This window comes from bacterium (assembly GCA_035308905.1).
In the GTDB taxonomy this organism is placed as follows: domain Bacteria; phylum Sysuimicrobiota; class Sysuimicrobiia; order Sysuimicrobiales; family Segetimicrobiaceae; genus DASSJF01.
Genome location: DATGFS010000003.1, coordinates 86992 through 105667 on the forward strand (window position 1 = coordinate 86992; position 18676 = coordinate 105667).

Sequence of the window (18676 nt, forward strand, 5' to 3'; positions counted from 1 at the left end):
CCGTTGCTCTCAGACCGGCTGCAGATCTTTCCCGACGTGGCGGCGACACCGACCCTTTGCGGTGCCGACTTTCGTCATCGTAATCGTGCCGGAGACCGTCTGCGCCACCCGGGGAAACATCACGACAAGAACGCCGTTGTCGTAGGTCGCGTTGGCTCTAGTCGCGTCGACGGACTCGGGCAGTTCGACCTCGCGACGGTAGGGGCCGACCATCCACTCGTGTTGAAGGTACCCCGACCTTTGCTCCTGGCCAACGCCTCTCAGCATGCCCTGAATCGAGAACCGGACTCCCTTCACCTCGAGACGAATATTCTGCGGCTCGAGACCGGGAAGCCGCGTGGCCACCATGAGCCGCCGAAGCCCTCGATAAATGTTTACAGGAACGGTGATATCTGTCATATCCGGCCTCCCTGCTCAAGTATCGCGGCTCTCATTTCTTTCATCTTGAGTTCCTTGTTCGGACAGACGTGTATCGATTCACAACTCTCTCATGGACCGCTCGGCGGTCTTGAGCAGCACCGCGTTGGTCGCCACGATGATCGAGGACGCCGACATGAGGAGCGCCGACCACTCGGGCCGAAGCATGATGCCAAAGCGTGGATAGAGCACCCCGGCGGCGACGGGGATGGCAAGCACGTTGTAGAAGGAGGCCCAGAAAAGGTTCTGACGCATCTTCCCGACGGTCGCCTTGGAGAGGTAGATGGCCCGCAGGACGTCCGCGGGGTCGGACCGCATCAGCACGACCTCGGCGGTCTCGATGGCCACGTCTGTCCCGGCCCCGATGGCGATGCCGATGTCCGCCTGGGCCAGCGCCGGCGCGTCGTTCACTCCGTCCCCGACCATCGCGATGAACTTCCCTTCCTGTTGCAGTTGCTTCACGTAGTCGGCCTTCTGCTCCGGTAACACATCCGCGAAGACCCGCTGGATGCCCAGTTGTCCTGCCACGGCCTCGGCCGTCTGCCGGTTGTCGCCGGTGATCATCGCGACCTCGATTCCGAGACCCCGGAGCCCTTCCACCGCACGGCGCGACGTCGCCCGGATGGGGTCGGCGGCCGCGGCCACCCCGGCCATCTTGCCGTCCACGGCCACGAGCATGATCGTCTTCCCGCCGGCAAGCAAGCGGTCCAGGTACGTCTGCCCCGGCGCCAGGTCGATGCCGCGGTCCCGCATCAGCTTGGCGGTCCCCACCACGACGTTTCGCCCGGACACCGTCGCCTCAACGCCGTGCCCCGCGAGGTTTTCGAATCTCGTGACTTCGCTGTCGACGGAGATCCGTCGCCGTTCGGCCTCCTCGAGTACCGCCTTGCTGAGCGGGTGACCCGAGCGCGCTTCCGCAACCGCGGCGAAGCGAAGCACCTCGTCCGGTTGGAACCCGTTGACTCCCTCGACGTCGGTGAGGCGCGGGTGCCCCTCGGTGAGTGTGCCGGTCTTGTCCATGACGATGGCGGTGATGCGTGACACCCGTTCGAGCGTCGCCGCGTTCTTGATCAGGATGTTGTGGCGGGCGCCGATCCCGGTCCCCACCGCCACGGCGGTCGGCGTCGCAAGACCAAGCGCATCCGGACAGGCAATCACAATCGCGGAAATCGCGAACGTCAACGCGACGAGCAGGGACGCGTGCATGAGCCCGGCCCAGACCCCGAACGTCACAATGCCGGCACCCACCGCGAGGATCACGAGGTATTGCGCCCACCGATCGGCGATCCGCTGACCGGGGGCCTTGGACGACTGGGCCTCCTCGACGAGATTCACGATCTGCGCGAGCGCGGTCTCGTCCCCCACTTTGGTGGCCTTGAACCGGACCGATCCCGACTGGTTGATGCTGCCCCCGACAACCGGATCGCCCGGCCGCTTCGGAACTGGAATGGACTCCCCGGTCACCAGGGACTCGTCGATCGCGGTCTCGCCGTCCGCGACCACCCCGTCCACGGGAACGCGATCCCCGGGACGCAGTTCCACGAGGTCGTCTTTCTGAATCTCGCTCGTCGGGATCTCCACCACCTGGGCGTTGCGCACTACCCGGGCCTTCGGCGGCACTAAGCTCAAGAGGGCCTGGAGCGCGTCCGAGGTGCCGCGTCGGGACCGCATCTCCATCCAGTGGCCGAAGAGGACGAACGTGACGAGCATCGCGGCCGCCTCGTAGAACGTCTCGCCGGCGTTCAGCACGGTAATGATGACGCTGAAGAGATAGGCCGCTAGTACGCCGACGCTGATCAGCACCGACATGTTGAGCGCGCGGTTACGCAGCGAGCTGTAGGCGCCCGTGAGGAAGATCGAGCCGGTCCAGAACACCACCGGGGTGGTCAGCAGGAACAAGATCCTGTTGACGGGGATCGGTTCCGGCAACTGCAGGCGGAGCAGCGTTTGGCCCAACGGTGAGTACAGGATCGCCGGAATCGTCAGCACCAGCGACCACAGGAACCGATGCCGCATGTCCGCTTCCATGAACGCGGCCATGCGAGGATCCGCCATCATCGCCTCGTGGTCGTGCGCCTCCCCCATGCCGTGCCCCGCGGCATGATGATCATGAGCCTGGGTCTTGCCGGCGATCCCGTACTCGAACTGCTTGGCCTCGAATTCGCAGCCACAGGTCGCGGCGAGGAGCGCGGCCTGACAGGAGAGACATGCCTGTCCGCAGGAACAGGAGACTGAACCAGTGTGGTGCGGCACGTCCACGTCCGCTTCGTGGCCTTGTGCCAACGGCCTCATTCGCGTGTCCTCACTCTTGCCTGATGCCTATCTGTCCGCAGTCCACCGTTTGCTCAGCCAGTTTGACGTTTAGCATTGCTCTCCCCTTCCAGTTAATGTCGCTTGTCGTCATCAAATGCACTCCCGCGACGGCCCCAAAGTGGTTAACCAACGATTGAGACAGGGACAAAGGTTTTGCCGAGGCTACTCCGCCTGAATCGAGCGAACGCAAGTTCGCGCCGCGGGGGGAACCCCGGTCAAATGGATCGGGACCAATATTTTTCGCGCATCCCATTCCTCGCTCGCTCTCGCTCGATATGAATGGTAACTGAGGGCGGGACCAGAGTGGTTAATGAAATGTTAAGTCTCTCCGGGAAGCTCGGAGCGCTGCCAGCCGAGAACGAGCGCGCCCGACCGAGCGGCTGGGGCGCACTTCGTCAGACCGGCTGCCCCGGCCGTACCCGTCCACGTCGTCGACTCGCAAGGGTAGCTGAATCGGCAAACACGCAGGCGATCTTCCAGGCGCTCCAAGAACCGGCGACGACCTGAAAATGACCTCGATTACGATCCACCGTGTCACCGACGGCCAACTGGTCGAGAAATGGTCGGAAAAGCACGTGATGATCTTGCGGCAGATCGGCGTGATGCCGCCGATGTCAAAGCATCCCTGATACGGGCACAAGCAGGTAGAGCGCCCAGGCAATGAGGGCGGCGCCGGCCGCATGGCTCGGCCACGGGCCGCGCGCCACGGTCTTTTCAACGAGGACAAAGATGGCGAGTACCGCGATCCACAGCAGGTTCATGATGCCGACCACGAACAACAAGGCCATCAACGCCCAGCAGCAACCCACGCAGTAGGCGCCGTAGCGCAGCCCCATCACGAGGACGCCCCAGTTGCCGCTTCGCCACCCGGTCAAGAGAAAGCCGAGCGGCGACTGGCAGCGCGAGAGACACCGGTACTTCAGCGGTGTGAACTGATAGACGCCCGCCACGATGAGGATCGTCGCGGCGAGCGGCGTCCGCACGATGGCCATGTGCGGGGTGAGTGCGACCGCGGCCTGAAGCGTCCACTGGAGCCCCGCCGCGAGCCAGCTCCACACGGCCCAGCAGAGAAGAAACCCGGCCGCGAAGAGCCAGACGGCCAATCCGATCGTGCGCTTCCCGCTGCGCGAGCGCCGGGTCGCCGCGAAAAACAGCAGCATCGGCATCGCAGACGGCAGCATCATCGCGACCATCATCGTCGTCCACATGATGCCAGCCGCAAACAGGTCCGGGAGGTACCACGGCATCGAGCGCGGCACGTGCATGGCCATATTCATGCCGCTCATCCCTTGGGCACCGCCTGATGTCGTCGTCATGTCCTGCGCCATCGCGGCCGCCCGTCGCCAAACGTCGAGCCACGCGAGCGTGGTCAGGGCAACGATGCCCGCGAGGGCGACCGGAAGCTCGCGTGAGCGGAGCACGTCCCGAACCACCTACGCGCCTCCCTGCCACCGGATCTTCGCGAGTTCCCCGCACCGGCCGGGGTGGGCGTACTGGATTTCCGGACCGGCCTGGACCCAGAACTCCTTCAGCGTGTACTGATCCGGTTCGTTGGTGAGCAAGCCCTGTGCCAGCACCACCTTCGACGGCGCCCCGGCCTTGCTCACCGGATTGCGGATCGGCAGAAACGCGATCCGGATTTGATCGCCCACCCGGATTTCCGTGTCCTTGCCCGCAAGCTTCGCGTCGAATTTCACGAACTGGGGCCCCAACACGTGGCTCCAGGTGAAGGCGAAGATGGCGAGCGGCGGGCCGGCTTGGCCCGTGACGAGTTTCGACATCGCCTCGCGCTGCGGCCCCGACGCCCGCTCGTCGACAAACAGCGCCGCCACCCCGTTGCCCTCGTGGATCGCGCCGGGCCATTTCGCCGGCGCTTTCGTTGCCATCGGCATGACCTCCGAGAGCGAGCGCGTCCCGTTCAGGCGGCCCAGGAGAATGGCGCCGAATGCCCGTTCTTGCCCGGGTTCGAGAACTTTAGGCCGAACGCATTCACCGTGGATCGAGTCGCCTTCGCGATCGTCAACGTCGAATTGGCGGGGTGGAACACGCCGGTGATTTTGGAGACTTCACCGGTGGTGCTCTGGGGCGTGGCGAGATCTTCGATCTCGATGTCGACGGCGTTTCCGATCTTGACCGAGTGTCGGCGCCCATTGTCCTTGTATTCAATCGGCACCGTCTCCATGCCCAGCATCTCGCCGATCAGCGGCGCTAGTCCGGCCATCGGCCCGCCCATTTGGCCGGAGAACACGGCGCCGAGTTTCTCGGCTTGCTGCTGCGAGGCCTTTTTGTCCATGAACACGCCGACCCGCCAGTTGCCGTCGTGCATTTGGGCCGGCGTGTCGGCAACGACCGCGACGCTCAGATTGCTCACATCGACACCGTCGATCGCGCCCGTATCGACGTGAAACGCGAGCACCACCCGGCACCGGTCGTTGTCGGCCGGAAGCGTCAGGCTCGAAGCGCTGCACGGGCAGACCACGTCGCAGTTGCAGTTCTCGAAGTACGTGCCCTTGAGCTGCCATGCCATGGCGTGCCTCCTTTGTTACGAGCTGCGCAGCCGGGGATCCCGGGTGCCCCGCAGCGCGCTTGCGGGGGTTCCGTCGCCTGGGATCGATTTTCCTTCCACGCGGGCAACCCGGCGGCCCGCCCGCCACGAAAGGATCATGGCGGCGCCGGCGGGTAGATGCTACGGCACGACTCGCATGCGGCTCTACGGGAGGTGGCGCGGAATGGTGACCTACGTCGTGCTCGGGAATTACACGGAACAGGGCATCCGCAACATCAAGAAACTCCCGGAGCTCCGGCAGTCCGCGGAGCGGTGGGTGACGAGCAAGGGTGGACGCATCGTCGCAAACTACACGACGATGGGCGCCTACGACTTTGTGATCATCTTCGAGTTTCCGTCGGAGGAAGTGGCGTTGGAGGGCGCGTTCCTGTTCGGCAGCATGGGGGACATCCGGTCGACCTCCTTGCGGGCGTTCACAACGCAGGAGGCGGAGAAGATCGCGCAGCGCCTGCCGTAGCCGCCAGCGCGGGCCGTCCCTCAGCGAGCGGGTTACTCGGCCAGCGCCCCGGTCTCGATCATCCGGGCGAGGCGCTCAATGCGCTCGGCAAACATCTTCTCCTCGAGCTGCGCCGTGGAGCCGCGCGCGTCGCCGAGGATGCCAGTCGGGCTCATCGTGTCCATCGGCGGCGGCACCTTGCCGAAGCCAAGAAGCATTTTGACCCGAACAACGCGCTGACGCCTGGACCCGGAATGTCCGGATAACTGTCCGTGGCCCAAAAATTGCGAAAGTCCCCATCAAAGGAGTCGAGCAAAAACGGGATCAAGTCAACGCAGCGATTTTAGCGAAGGAAAAATCCAGTACATTCGAAATGGTAGGTCGCCGTGGCGAATCGAACAAATGTTCGTGGTGCCGGGAGCGGGATTTGAACCCCTGACGGCGCCCGATCGTCGTTCAGGCGAGGCCGAGTGCCTTCGCCGCTCGCTTTACATCCCGAGGTTTGACCCACAAGATAGCCCCGAAGCGTCCGGCCCCAGCTACGATAGCGCTCGTCGCCGTCACGTTGATCTTTGCGTCCTTCATCTTCGCGAAGAAATCCGTCAGCGCGCCAACGCGGTCGTCGCCTTCGATGACGAACGCCTTCTTCGGCCCGGTAACCTTCCACTTCGCCATCTTGGCCGCGGCCTTGAACGCCCCCGCATCTGACGGAACGAAGTCGACCTGGGTACGCCGGCCTGCCGGAAACGCGTGCACCGCATTGAGATGGACGCCCGCCCCCCTCAGCACATCGAGCGCGCCGGCGCCCTGTCCGGGCCGATCGCTCACCTCGATATAGAAGTAATCAACTAGCCGGATCGTGTCCGCCATGTGCCTCGCCCCCTAATCCCCTGAAGATCTGCCGCCATCACGGCCGTCCCTTGCGAGACGCTTGTTCACGCCACGGCCCGGAGACCCAGGGACCGGGCGCCGAGCACCATGGCTACCCGCAGGGCATTGCGCCGTGCCCCCGGCGGGGCGAGCCACCACTGCTCGAAGAGCACCTTCCCCCAGTGCCACACCTGCCCCGGTCGCCCCAGCCGAACCTCAGGGCTGGGCTCGCCGAAGAAGTTCCCGAAGGCCATTCCGGCGATGCCCCCGCCGGCCTCGAGCATACAGTATCCGTACCCGTCGAAGTTCGCCGGGCGGGCGCCGGTGAGCTCCGCGGCGATCTGGCGGGCCGCAACTTCGCCCTGAGCGTGGGCGAAGACCCCGGCTTTCGGCAACAGCATCGGGACGTCCGGTTTCCAACGTCCGGGGATGGAGATCGCCGTCACGTCGCCGACCGCGTAGACGTGCTCATATCTTGTTCTGAGCGTCGTCCGATCGACCGGCACCCAACCGGCGTCATTGGTCAGGCCAGCCTCCCGTACGACCCGCGGACTGCGGTGCGGCGGCACCGTCACCAGCAGATCGAACCCCGCGGGCTCGCGACCCTCAAACTGCAGCCGCTGTGCGGCGCCGTCTACCGCCGTGACCTTGTGCAGCGGATGAAAGGCGACACCCCGAGCCCCGAGCATCTCTTGGACGGCCCCGCCCAGCGCCGGGCCGGCCACCGGCATTGGCTGCGGCTCGGGGGTGTACAGATGCACCTCGATGCGCCCGCCAAGACCCCGATGGCGAAAATAATCGGCGATCAGCATCGCCCCTTCGTACGGTGCCGCCGGGCACTTGTAGGGCATTCCACACACGGCGACCGCTACTCGGCCCCCTTTTTCGGGAAACGCCCGGAGGGCTTGCTGCAGCGTCGCAGCGCCGCTTAAGGTGTAGTAGGTGTGTGCCGTCGAGTCCAGCCCCGGGACGGAGTCCGGCGCGTACTCTGCGCCCAGCGCCAGAATTAGGTAATCGTAGCCGATGGATTGGCCGGTCGTTTCCACACGCCGGTTGGCCAGATCGATGTTCGAGACCTCGGCCCTGATGAGCTCAACCCCTGGGACCATGAGGCTGCGCAGATCGCGGACGATCTGATCCTCGCGGCGCGCTCCGACCATCAGCCACAGGAAGGATGGTGCGAACGCGTGACGGTGATCCTTCTCGACGAGCAGGACGCGGTGGTCCCGCGGGAGCAGGCGCCGCAGGGTGTTCGCGGCCATCAACCCTCCCACTCCGCCACCTAGCACCGCGATCGTCTTACCAGCCATGCCCAATCACCGCCTTCAGCCGGTTCGGCTAGGCACCGCGACCGCGTGTTCCGAGAACTTGCGCGACTGGGTGAAGGATCCGGCCACGGACATGCTGCGGGCGGCCGGCGCTAAACGCACGGGAAAACAAAATGAAACCGGCACGACCGTAGCCATGCCGCACCCCTGACAGATCGTTTCGGGACTCGTCTTCAGTATGTCGCCTAAGACTAGCAAGCCCAGCCCGCGGCTGTCATCGGGCCAACGTCGTATTTGAAACTGAATAGACATTCACGCGTGTGGTGCCCCGGCTGGCTATCCATCTCCACTAAGCTCACGGCGGGCGAACGCGACCAGATGATCCGACAGCCGCTCGAGCACCGCGGCGCCGATCTCGGGCGTCGCGGCTCGGGCGTCCCCGATGATGCCGTTCGGCGACATCGCCCGAAGACCTCGCCGGAACATCTCGTCCGCGTCGATCCGGCCCATCCGGCCCTGTTCCAGGCGATCTCTCGCCACGAGCGCCGGATGCCTGGCCATCATGACCGACGTCTCCGTCAGCTCGGCGTGGAGCGCGTCGACGTCCTGACGGGCGCCCAGGGACTCCGCCGCACCGTTCATGACCCGCATCATCTCGAGCAGCGCGGCCCGGCCGGCGTAGGCCGCGATCCTGACCTTCTTCGGTGTGAACTCGTCCCGCAGGCGGCGCGCCGCGTCTTCGAGCGCGTCGAAATTGCCGCCGTGGGACGAGAAGAGCACGAAGTTCTGAAACCCGGACGGCGCGAGCGACCGGACGTAGGCGAGCACGGTCTCGATCAGCGTCTCGCGCGGGATGGACAGGCTGCCCGGGAACGCCAGGTGGTGGTCCGAGCAGCCCGGGCGGATCACCGGCGCGAGCAGCGCCCGGCCCAACTTGCGCGCGACGCGCTCCCCGACCGCGTAGCCGATCGCGGTGTCGGTCATCGTCGGCAGGTGCGGCCCGTGCTGCTCGATCGAGGCGACGACGATCACCACGGTGCGGACGCCGGCGTTCAACGCCTCCTGAACCTCCGGCCACGACAGTTCCTCGAGAAGCACGGTGTCCTTCATCGCTCGTCTCCCCCCGGTGATGCGGCTACTCCAGCGTGCCGTCGAACGAGAAGACCCGCTCGGGCCGCAGTTCCAGCATCGCGGCGGCCCACGTCGGGTCGCTCCCGAAGCGCATCCGCCAGTTCTCGCCGAACGCCGGGTCCGCCTCTCCGATCGCGGCGCCCTCGTGGATGATCACGGTCCCCTCGGCGATCACCGCCCGATGCTGAGGGCGCACGTCGCCTTCCATAACAACGATGGACGCGTACGGGCGCGACCGTACGTTCCGAAGCCGGGCCCCGCGAACCGTGGCGATCCAGAACGCGCCCCGCCAGACGCTGAAGGCGATCGGCGCGGCATGGGGCCGCCCGTCCGGACGGCCCGTGGCCAGCACGGCGTAACGCCGACGGTCCAAAAACGCGGCCATCCGCGGCAGGTCCATCGCGACGGCTCGCGGGAACGACTCGCGCAGACCCGGGGCGGCTCGATCGTAACTACGATCCTGAATCTCGATCAACGGGCGGACGTCGTCGGTCATCACTCGCCTCCCGGGAGAACCTGGACGCGCTGAACCCCGAGGTCGCGAAGCCCCTCGGGGTCAGAGACGGCGGAAGCGCGGACGGGAGAGCGCCTAAGCCTGTCCCGCTTCCACCTTCGGCAGCCAGTCCGCCCGCGCGGCCTCGTAGGACGCGATCTCGTCCTCGTGCTGGAGGGTGAGGCCGATCGGGTCGAGGCCGTTCACGAGACAGTGCTTCTTGAAGGGATCGATGTCGAACCGGTCGGTGCGGCCGAACGCGTCCGTGACCGTCTGCCGTGCGAGATCGACGGTGACCTGGTAGCCTTCGCGGGATTCCGCGACCTCCAGCATCTCGCGCACCCGCGCCTCCGGCAGGACGATGGTCAGCAGGCCGATCTGCGCGCAGTTGCCGGCGAAGATGTCCGCGAACGACGGCGCGATGACCGCCTTGAAGCCGTAATCTTGGAGGGCCCACGGCGCGTGCTCGCGGGATGAGCCGCAGCCGAAGTTCTTCCCGGCGATAAGGATCGTGCCGTCCCGGTATTCGGGCTTGTTCAGGACGAAGTCCGGATTCGGCGATCCGTCCTCGCGGTAGCGCAGGCTGTAGAAGAGCACGTCCCCGTAGCCGGTGCGCTCGATCCGCTTCAGGTAGCGCGCCGGGGTAATGAGGTCCGTGTTGCAGTCCGGGATCCCCAGCGGAACGACGATCCCGTTGTGGGTGTGAAACGGCTCCATCCTAGGCCCTCCACTCGCGGACGTCGACGAAGTGCCCCGCGATCGCCGCGGCGGCCGCCATGGTCGGACTCACGAGATGCGTGCGGCCGCCGGGCCCCTGCCGGCCCTCGAAGTTCCGGTTGGAGGTCGACGCGCACCGCTCGCCGGGGCCGAGGATGTCGGGGTTCATGCCGAGGCACATCGAGCAGCCGGCTTCCCGCCACTCGAACCCCGCCTCCGTGAAGATGCGGTCGAGTCCCTCCCGTTCCGCCGCGGCTTTGACCAGCTGGGAGCCGGGCACTACCATCGCCCGAACCTTGGGGTTCACGCGGTGGCCGACGACGACCTGCGAGGCCGCGCGAAGGTCTTCCAGCCGCGCGTTCGTGCACGAGCCGATGAACACGCGGTCGATCGCGATCTCCTGGATCGGCGTCCCGGGGCGCAGCGCCATGTATTCGAGCGCGCGCGCCACCGCGGTGCGCGCCTGTGGGTCGGTTTGGGTGTCCGGGTCCGGCACGCGGCCCGTCACCGGCTCTGCCTGCGCGGGGTTCGTGCCCCACGTCACGAAGGGTTCGATCGTCGACGCGTCGACCGGCACCGTCGTATCGTACCGGGCGTCCGGATCGGTCGGCAGGGCCCGCCACGTGGCGAGGGCCGCGTCCCAGGCCGCGCCCTTCGGCGCGTACGGCCGCCCCTCGGCGTACTTGAACGTCGTGTCGTCGGGCGCGATCAGTCCGGCCCGGGCGCCGCCCTCGATCGTCATGTTGCAGACGGTCATCCGTCCTTCCATAGAAAGGGCCCGGATCGCGGCGCCGGTGTACTCGACGATGTGCCCGGTCCCGCCGCCGACGCCGTTCTGGCGGATGATCCCGAGGATCAGATCCTTGGGCGTGGTGCCGCGCGGCAGGTCGCCGTCCACCCGTATCTCCATCATCTTGGGCCGCCGCTGCGGCAGCGTCTGCGTCGCGAGTACGTGCTCGACTTCACTCGTCCCGATGCCGAACGCGAGCGCCCCGAACGCGCCGTGCGTCGCGGTATGGCTGTCACCGCAGACAATCACCATCCCCGGCAGCGTGAGCCCGAGCTCCGGGCCGATGATGTGGACGATGCCCTGCCGCGGGCTCAACATGCCCTCGAGACGGACGCCGAACTCCTCGGCGTTGCGCTCGAGCGCCTCGACCTGCACCTTGCTCGTCGGGTCGGTGATCGGCTCCGTGCGCGGCGTCGTCGGCACGTTGTGGTCGAGCGTCGCGTACGTGAGGTCGGGCCGGCGCACCTTCCGCCCGGCCAGCCGCAGGCCCTCGAACGCCTGCGGCGACGTCACCTCGTGGACGAGGTGCATGTCGACGAAGAGCAGGTCCGGCTCACGGTCGCCGCCGGCGACCACGTGCGCGTCCCAGATTTTGGCGGCCAGTGTCTTTCCGGTCATGATTCCCCCTCGGTCTGCGGCGCGGGCGCCCGGTTCGGCACAGGACCTCCGGCCGAGTCGCCCTGCCCCGCCCCCGCGGTCCGTTTGGGCCGCGGCAGCGGCCGCGGCCGCACGCCCATCTTTCCGGTCTCGCGGTCCGCGACTTTGCTCGCTCCGTAGCTGTCCGGCTTCGTCACCGCGGCGTAGCCGCTGCCCTGGACCATCCCGACGACCTCGCGAATGATCCGCTTCGTCTCCCCGCGGTCCCCGACGTCCAGGTGAATCTCGAGCGGGAGCTCGCTGTAGCCGTTCTTCGCGAGCTCGGCGCTGATCTGGCTGGCGGTCTCCAGGCTGAGCGAGGTCTCGAACAGGATCCGCTGCCGCAGGCTCTCGATCTTCCGGTTGCGGAACCGGTGGTAGAAGTACCGTCCGCCGTGTCCGACCCGGTGGATCACGACCGCGGTCACAAAGCAGGTGTCGTCGCCGAGCAGCGAGTCCGTCCCGATGATCAGGTTGTACTGTTGGTCGCGCTGCTCTTCCATATAATGGACGATCTGCGCGAACATCCGCTCGAAGCTCAGTTTGCCGTGCGTTGGTGAGATAAACTCCATCTGCGTCCCCTGCGCCTCAGTATATCAGAAACGATCATGGCGGACCGGAGGTTCGCCGGCGGCGGCGGCGCGGAGAGCCGCCTCTACTTGGCGGGGGCGGCAGTAGGCTAGTCGATCAGAGGTCCCGGCGGCCTTCGAGTGCGCGGGCGAGCGTCACCTCGTCGGCGTACTCGAGGTCGCCGCCGACCGGCAGACCATGGGCGATGCGGGTCACCCGCACGCCGAGCGGCTTCAAGACGTGCGCGAGATAGAGGGCGGTGGCCTCGCCCTCCACGCGCGGATTCGTCGCGACGATCACTTCCTGCACGGCCCCCTGGGTCTGTCCCGGCGCCGGCGCGACGCGCCGCAGCAGCTCCGCGATGCGGAGGTCGTCCGGCCCGACGCCGTCGAGCGGGGAGATCGCCCCCTGCAGCACATGATAGACGCCTGAGAACTCGCGCGTCCGCTCCATCGCCGCGATGTCGCGGGGGTCCTCGACGACGCAGATCACGGCGTGGTTACGCCGTCCGCTCGTGCAGATGGCGCAGGGATCGACATCCGTGATGTTGCCGCAAATCGAGCAGTGGCGGATCAGGCGCTTGGCCTCGAGGATCGCCTCGGCGAGCGCCTGCGCGTCCGCCGGACTCATCGACAGCATGTAGAATGCGAGCCGCTGCGCGGTCTTGGGCCCGATCGTGGGAAGCTTGCCGAGCTCGTCGATGAGGCGCTGCAGCGGCGCCGCGTAGACCGACACCGGAACGACTAGGAGCCCACGCCGGGCAGGCCCGGCAGCTGCAGGCCGCCGGTGATGGCCTTCATCCGCTCCGCGGCCAGCTCCCGCGCCTTTCGAAGCGCCTCGCCGACCGCGGCGAGCACCAGATCCTCCAGCAGCGAGACGTCGCCCGGATCGACGGCGGCCGGATCGATCTTAACCTCGAGCAGATCGCCGTGGCCGTTCGCGACGGCCCGCACCACGCCGCCGCCCGCGGTCGCCTCGACCCGCTCCTGGGCCAGGGCCTCCTGGACGCGGGCCATGTCCTCCTGCATTTTCTGCACTTGCTTCATCATCTTCTGCATGTTGAACACGGGCGTCACTCCAGACGGCGGACTTCTTGGACCGGGTTGCCGAAGCGCCGGACCGCTTCGTCGACGAGCGCCCCCTCCCCCGGGGCGGACGTCTCCGCGGCGAGCGCGACCGTTTCCGCCGTCTCGTCGAGCATGAACCGCGGGCGAACCGCCGCCCCGAGCACGCGCGTGAGCGCGTCGGCGACGACGACGCGATTCTTGGGCTCTTCGAGCCGCTCCAGGTGGAACGGATGGCGGACGCCGAGCACGACCTCGTCGCCGGCGACCCCGCGCGGCGCGCTCTCGAGCAGGTAGGCGTGCACCGCGCGCGTGCGCTGCTTGACGTCGTCCATCACGGCCGGCCACCGCGCGCGCAGGCCGTCGATCGTCAGCGGCGCGCCGGGCGGCACAGACGAACCGACCGCGGGCGCCGGCGCGGACACGGCGGCCGGCGCCGGCGAGGATGCCGCGGCCCCGGGGGAGGCGGGCGAGGCCGGCGCCGCGGATCGCGGCGGGGCCTTTCGGCCCGGCTTGGCCGCGGGTTTCTCCGCGGGCCGGTCCGGCGCCGGCGGCGGCGTGCCGGCCGCGTGCGGCGGGGTCACACCCGCGCCCTGCTCCAGCGCGGCAACGCGCGCGGCGAGCGTTTCCAACGACGGGTCGAGTTCGGGCCGCGCCGCCCGCAGCAGCGCCATCTCGAGGACGACGCGGGGCTGCGTCGCGGCCCGGGCTTCCGCTTCCGCCGCGGCAAAGACGCGGATGTACTGGGCGATGGCGCCGGGCGCGAGGCGCGCCGCCTGCGCGCGAAGCGCCTCGAGCCGCTGCTCGGTCGTCTCGACGAGATCCTCGGCATGCCGCATCACCGCGACCACGAGCAGGTCCCGAAACTGGTCGACGAGGGTCCGGAGGACTTGCCGGACGTCCCGCCCCTCGTCGATGAGCCGGCCGGCGAGGACGAGGCACGCACCGGCATCCCCGTCGATGATCGCCTGCGCCAGGTTGTGCGCGACCTCCTCGTCGACGACGCCGAGCACCGCGAGCACGTCCGGCTTGGTGATCTTGCCCCGGCAGAACGCGTTGAGCTGGTCGAGCAGCCCCTCCGCATCGCGCAGCGCGCCGTCGGCGGCGCGCGCGATGAGATGGAGCGCGTCGTCGTCGACCTCGAGCGACTCGGCCGCGGCGATCGTGCGCAGCCGCTCGACGATCGCGGCCTGCGGGATGCGCTTGAAGTCGAAGCGCTGGGTCCGCGAGGTGATCGTCGTCGGCAGCCGGTGCGGCTCGGTCGTCACGAGCACCAGCACCGCGTGCGGCGGCGGCTCCTCGAGCGTCTTCAGCAGCGCGTTGGCCGCCTCGGTCGTGAGCATGTGCGCTTCGTCGATGATGTAGACCTTGTAGCGGCCCGCGACCGGGACGAGGCGCACCTTCTCGCGCAGGTCGCGGATCTCGTCGATGCCCCGGTTGCTCGCGGCGTCGATCTCGATGACGTCGAGCGAGGAGCCGTTGCCGATCGCGACGCAGGACGGACAGACGTTGTCCGGCGTCGGCGTCGGGCCGCGCACGCAGTTGAGGCACTTGGCGAGAATGCGCGCGGTCGTCGTCTTGCCGCTGCCGCGATGGCCGCAGAACAGATACGCGTGCACGATCCGGCCGGCGGCGATGGCGTTCTGCAGCGTGCGGGTCACGCGCTCCTGGCCGACGACGTCCTCGAACGTCTGCGGGCGCCACTTGCGGTAGAAGGACACGTGGGACAAGCGAACGTCACCTCGCGCAGGTCTCGCCCCGTATTCGCCGAACGTTTCCCGCACTCCTGGAGGTGGCCCATCGCACCGCGATTTCTCGCGCTGGTCTCGCTCGCCGCCGCCCTGCTGGTCTTCGCCGATGCCCGCCGCAAGATGCGCCGCCTGCCCGCGGCGCTGTGGGCGATCGCGGCCGTGGCGATGGTCGGCGCGGCGGTGCCACTCTACCTCATCGTCCGGCCGTCGGGACGCGCCACCTGGGGCCTCGTGGAGGTCGCCGGGGTGACGCTCTTTTTCGCGGGGACGCTGCCGCTCGCGGGCCTGCTGCTGCCCCGCGCCGCCGGCGGGCTCCCGCCGTTCTGGCTCGTCATCGTGCTCGCCGTCGCGCAGAACGCGTTCTTCGTCGCGGCGGGCGTGTACCTCGCCGTCGTGAAGTACCGGCAGCCCCTCGCCGCGCTCGGCCTGCGGGCCGGCGACGCGCGGCGCCGCGTGCTCCAGGGCCTCGGTGCGTCGGTCGCGGCCGTGGTCGGCAACGGCCTCGGGCAAAACCTGACGGTGTTCGTGCTGGCGCTCGGCATGGGCCAGGCCGCGGCAACGAAATACGTGAGCAGCGAACAGCAGCACAGCCCGATCTATCGAATGATGCCGCAGCTGCACGCCGGCGTCGAGATCACGCTGCTCGCGCTCATCGTCGGCGTCGTCGTGCCGGTCGGCGAGGAGATCTTCTTCCGCGGCCTCGTGCTCGGCGCCCTGCGGCGCGCGCTCCACAGGCACACCGCGGTGGTGGTGAGCGCCCTGTTCTTCGCCGCGGCGCACCTGCAGGCCGTGGAGTTGCTGCCGATCCTGATCCTCGGCCTCGTCCTCGGGTATCTGTACGAGATCACCGGCTCGCTGGTCCCCGGCATGATCGCGCACGGCCTGAACAATCTCGCCGCGCTCTTCCTGTTCTACCAGGGCCCGTCGATCGGCGGCTGATTCAGGGCCGGCGCGCGACGCCGCAATAGTCCGCGACGAAGACGGCGACCCACGTCATCGCCCGGCGCAGGTCGTCGACCGGCAGCATCTCTTCGGGGCTGTGACAGCGGTGAATCTCGCCCGGTCCGAAGTTGATCGTCGGGATCCCGCCCGTATTGACGAGGTAGCGGGCGTCCGTGATCGCCGAGAATCCCTGGACCGCCGGGGTTTCGCCGAGCGCGCGGCCCGCGGCGGCGAAGGCCGTCACCGCCGGATGGTCCGGATCCGTGACCGCCGGATCCATCGGACGGTCCAGCCACCGCAGCCGCGGCGGATGGTCGACCGTCCACGGATCGGCCGCGGTCACGCGGGCGATCGCGTCCTCGATCGTGCGCCGCATGTCGGGGACGCGCTCGCCGCCGATCATGCCGGCGTTGTAGTGGAGTTCGCACGCCTCGGGGACGGCCGGGCCGGCCGGGCCCGAGTTCAGCGCCAGCAGATTCCACACGTGGCCGGCGGGAAGCGGCCGCCACAACGGATGCATCGCCGTGCGATCCAGTTCCGCGCGGAGCGCCTCGAGCGCCTCCACGTAGCGCCACGCCTGCCGGACGGCGTTGACGCCGCGCCAGCCCTCGCCCGGGTGGGCCCGGCGTCCGGCGATGCGCATCACGAGGGTCGCCGAGCCGCGGGAGCCGGGACAAACGGCGAGCCCGGTCGGCTCGCCTACCACCGCCGCGCCCGCCGTGTATCCGCGGCGGATACAGTCGAGCGTCCCGGCGCCGCCGGCTTCCTCGTCCACGACGGATTGGAACGCGACCGGCCTCCGCGGGATGAGGCCCGCCGTGCGGAGGATCGTCAGCGCGCCGAGAAACGTGAAAAGCGCGCCCTTCGCGTCGGCCGCGCCGAGCCCGATCAGGTGTCCGCCGGTGATCGCGGCCGCAAACGGCGGCGACGGCCACGCCGCCGGATCACCCGCGCCCACGGTGTCCGCGTGGCTGTTCAGGATGAGGTGGGCGGAGCGGCCCACGGGCCGGTCCGCCGAGGGCGCCCAGGCGACGACGTTCGGCCGGCCGTGGAATCCCTGCGCCGGCAGCACAGGCCGGATGAACGGATACTGCTCGGCCAGCGCCTGCGCGTCGGGCTCCCAGGTCTCCACGCGGCAGCCGAGCCGTTCGAGCTCGCCGGCGAACATCGTCTGAAACGGCCCCTCGCCGTGCGCTCCCCCGTGCGCGGGGTTCACGCTGTCGATCCGGACTCCCGCCTGCAGGCGCGCCGCGACGTCCGGGGCGATCTCCTCCCCGGCGCGGCGGATCGTGGCGGTCAGGTCGGCGTCCATCTCAGCGGCGCACGGCGGGCCGCGGGACGATCATCGCGCGCGCCGCCGCGCGGCGCGCGGCGCCTTCGCGAGTTGGACGAAGCTCGTGATGCCGAGGTGGTTCAAGAGCGGCCAGTTGGCGATGAACAGCAGGCGCGCCGGCCGCCGCGAATCGTCGTTGACGTGCTGGTGCACGACCATCGGCGGAATGTACAGGCCGTCGCCGGCCTGCCAGCGCACGACCTTGCCGTCGTGGACGTCGTGGCCGCGGCCCTCGAGCACGTACGCGACGGCCTCGAAGTTGTGGTGATGCGAGCCCGTGGCGGCGCCCGGCGGAATCTCCCGGATGAACATCGCCAGGTTCTTGGAATCGAAGCCCGTCACCGAGTCGACGATGTACGCGCTGCGGCCGTGCAGGTTGTCCTCCCAGCGAAGCGCCTCCGAGCGGATCGCGCGCTTCCTCGCGCGCCGGCGGCTGTCCACCGCCGCCCGCACGTAGTGAATGCGCTCCACGAACTTCCGCATTGTCCGCTGTGTCTTGCCCCGGGTCGCCATGTGTCCGTCCCCCCCTTTGTTCAGCCGCGCCGCCGCTGCCGCGGGTCGAGCCGCTCGGCCAGCGATTCGCCGAGCACGTTGAAGGCAATCACGGTCAGCGACAGCGCGGTCGCCGGCACGATCACGAGATACGGGTGACTCTGCAGAAACTGGAACGCCTCGTTGATCATGAGGCCCCAACTCGGCCGCGGCGGCTGCACGCCGATCCCGATGAAGCTCAGCGTGGCCTCGGTCAGCACGAGCGCGCTCACGTCGAGGGTGGCGCGCGCCGCCAGCAGGTGCACCGCGTTCGGCACGACGTGGCGGAGCAGCAGCCGTCCCGGGCGGGCGCCGAGCGCCCGCGCCGCCTCGACGTAGTCCCGCTCCCGCAGCGCGACCACCTCGCTGCGGATGGTACGCGCCATCGCCGGCCATGCCGTCATGGTGAGCGCGAGCACGATGTTCACGAGGCTGGGCCCGAAAATGCCGGTGACCAGCACGGCGAGCAGCAGCGATGGGAAGGCGATCAGCAGGTCCACGACGCGCATCAGCGCCGCGTCGACCGCGCCGCCGTAGTAGCCGGCGACGGTGCCCCACGCCACGCCGAGCACCGACTCCGCGGCCACCGCGGAGAAGCCGACGGTGAGCGAGATGCGCGCCCCGTGGAGCAGCCGGCTCAGCAGATCGCGGCCGTACTGGTCGGTGCCGAGCCAGTGCTGCGGCCCGGGCCCCTGCAGCGCGCGGTCGAGGTCCTGGCGGTCGTATCCGTACGGCGCGATCCACGGCGCGCCGAGCGCCAGCACGATCAGGACCGCGAGGAACCCCGCCGCCGCCGCGGCCGGCCAGTCGCGCCGCACCCAGCGCAGGAACACCGGCGGGCGCGGCGC

General features: G+C 68.5%; 21 protein-coding genes. 2 read left to right on the forward strand and 19 right to left on the reverse strand.

All coding sequences use genetic code 11. The annotated features are described in order from the left end of the window. Positions 1–9: 9 nt before the first annotated feature. The 5 genes from VKT83_00700 to VKT83_00720 form a co-directional block, all read right to left on the reverse strand. Positions 10–399 (reverse strand): Hsp20/alpha crystallin family protein, encoded by a 390-nt coding sequence (locus VKT83_00700; GenBank protein ID HLY20966.1) that lies wholly within the window; start codon positions 397–399, stop codon positions 10–12. A 78-nt stretch (positions 400–477) separates the two neighbouring features. Further along, positions 478–2709: a copper-translocating P-type ATPase gene (locus VKT83_00705; protein HLY20967.1), complete on the reverse strand. Its 2232-nt coding sequence runs from the start codon at positions 2707–2709 to the stop codon at positions 478–480. A gap of 635 nt (positions 2710–3344) precedes the next feature. Further along, complete coding sequence (locus VKT83_00710; GenBank protein HLY20968.1) at positions 3345–4163, reverse strand: DUF2182 domain-containing protein; 819 nt, start codon at positions 4161–4163, stop codon at positions 3345–3347. Beyond that, on the reverse strand, positions 4164–4616 hold the full coding sequence (locus VKT83_00715) for a DUF1326 domain-containing protein (GenBank protein HLY20969.1): 453 nt from the start codon (positions 4614–4616) through the stop codon (positions 4164–4166). 32 nt (positions 4617–4648) lie between these two features. Continuing rightward, complete coding sequence (locus VKT83_00720) at positions 4649–5257, reverse strand: DUF1326 domain-containing protein (protein ID HLY20970.1); 609 nt, start codon at positions 5255–5257, stop codon at positions 4649–4651. 202 nt (positions 5258–5459) lie between these two features. Between VKT83_00720 and VKT83_00725 the strand changes: the two genes are divergently transcribed. Then, positions 5460–5753 (forward strand): GYD domain-containing protein, encoded by a 294-nt coding sequence (locus VKT83_00725; GenBank protein HLY20971.1) that lies wholly within the window; start codon positions 5460–5462, stop codon positions 5751–5753. 32 nt (positions 5754–5785) lie between these two features. Here VKT83_00725 and VKT83_00730 read toward each other — a convergent pair whose 3' ends face one another. The 11 genes from VKT83_00730 to dnaX form a co-directional block, all read right to left on the reverse strand. Further along, entirely contained in the window at positions 5786–5908 is a 123-nt protein-coding gene (locus VKT83_00730; protein HLY20972.1) for a hypothetical protein, read from the reverse strand. Positions 5909–6188: 280 nt separating this feature from the next. Next, entirely contained in the window at positions 6189–6602 is a 414-nt protein-coding gene (locus tag VKT83_00735) for a hypothetical protein (GenBank protein HLY20973.1), read from the reverse strand. 65 nt (positions 6603–6667) lie between these two features. After that, positions 6668–7912 (reverse strand): FAD/NAD(P)-binding oxidoreductase, encoded by a 1245-nt coding sequence (locus VKT83_00740; GenBank protein HLY20974.1) that lies wholly within the window; start codon positions 7910–7912, stop codon positions 6668–6670. Positions 7913–8206: 294 nt separating this feature from the next. After that, positions 8207–8980: a creatininase family protein gene (locus VKT83_00745; protein ID HLY20975.1), complete on the reverse strand. Its 774-nt coding sequence runs from the start codon at positions 8978–8980 to the stop codon at positions 8207–8209. 25 nt (positions 8981–9005) lie between these two features. After that, positions 9006–9497, reverse strand: a complete 492-nt coding sequence (locus VKT83_00750; GenBank protein ID HLY20976.1) for a pyridoxamine 5'-phosphate oxidase family protein — start codon at positions 9495–9497, stop codon at positions 9006–9008. Positions 9498–9590: 93 nt separating this feature from the next. Then, positions 9591–10211 (reverse strand): 3-isopropylmalate dehydratase small subunit, encoded by a 621-nt coding sequence (gene leuD, locus VKT83_00755; protein HLY20977.1) that lies wholly within the window; start codon positions 10209–10211, stop codon positions 9591–9593. A 1-nt stretch (position 10212) separates the two neighbouring features. Then, the gene (gene leuC, locus VKT83_00760) at positions 10213–11619 is read right to left on the reverse strand and encodes a 3-isopropylmalate dehydratase large subunit (GenBank protein HLY20978.1); all 1407 of its coding nucleotides are present in this window, start codon (positions 11617–11619) and stop codon (positions 10213–10215) included. Beyond that, positions 11616–12209: a ribonuclease H-like YkuK family protein gene (locus VKT83_00765; GenBank protein ID HLY20979.1), complete on the reverse strand. Its 594-nt coding sequence runs from the start codon at positions 12207–12209 to the stop codon at positions 11616–11618. The genes leuC and VKT83_00765 overlap by 4 nt, the downstream gene beginning before the upstream one ends. Positions 12210–12324: 115 nt before the next feature. Continuing rightward, on the reverse strand, positions 12325–12942 hold the full coding sequence (recR, locus tag VKT83_00770; protein HLY20980.1) for a recombination mediator RecR: 618 nt from the start codon (positions 12940–12942) through the stop codon (positions 12325–12327). Between the two features lie 8 nt (positions 12943–12950). After that, the gene (locus VKT83_00775) at positions 12951–13265 is read right to left on the reverse strand and encodes a YbaB/EbfC family nucleoid-associated protein (protein HLY20981.1); all 315 of its coding nucleotides are present in this window, start codon (positions 13263–13265) and stop codon (positions 12951–12953) included. Between the two features lie 14 nt (positions 13266–13279). Then, complete coding sequence (dnaX, locus tag VKT83_00780; GenBank protein ID HLY20982.1) at positions 13280–14992, reverse strand: DNA polymerase III subunit gamma/tau; 1713 nt, start codon at positions 14990–14992, stop codon at positions 13280–13282. Here dnaX and VKT83_00785 point away from each other — a divergent pair, their 5' ends adjacent. Then, a complete protein-coding gene (locus VKT83_00785) occupies positions 14993–15961 on the forward strand; it encodes a type II CAAX endopeptidase family protein (protein HLY20983.1) in 969 nt (322 codons plus the stop codon). 1 nt (position 15962) lies between these two features. Here the strand turns inward: VKT83_00785 and VKT83_00790 are convergent, their stop codons facing one another. The 3 genes from VKT83_00790 to VKT83_00800 are packed head-to-tail and all read right to left on the reverse strand — an operon-like array spanning position 15963 to position 18661. After that, entirely contained in the window at positions 15963–17276 is a 1314-nt protein-coding gene (locus VKT83_00790; protein HLY20984.1) for a M20/M25/M40 family metallo-hydrolase, read from the reverse strand. Between the two features lie 30 nt (positions 17277–17306). After that, positions 17307–17810: a cupin domain-containing protein gene (locus tag VKT83_00795; GenBank protein HLY20985.1), complete on the reverse strand. Its 504-nt coding sequence runs from the start codon at positions 17808–17810 to the stop codon at positions 17307–17309. A gap of 20 nt (positions 17811–17830) precedes the next feature. After that, positions 17831–18661 carry an ABC transporter permease gene (locus VKT83_00800; protein HLY20986.1) on the reverse strand — a complete coding sequence of 277 codons (831 nt, stop codon included), beginning with the start codon at positions 18659–18661 and terminating at the stop codon, positions 17831–17833. Positions 18662–18676 lie beyond the last annotated feature (15 nt).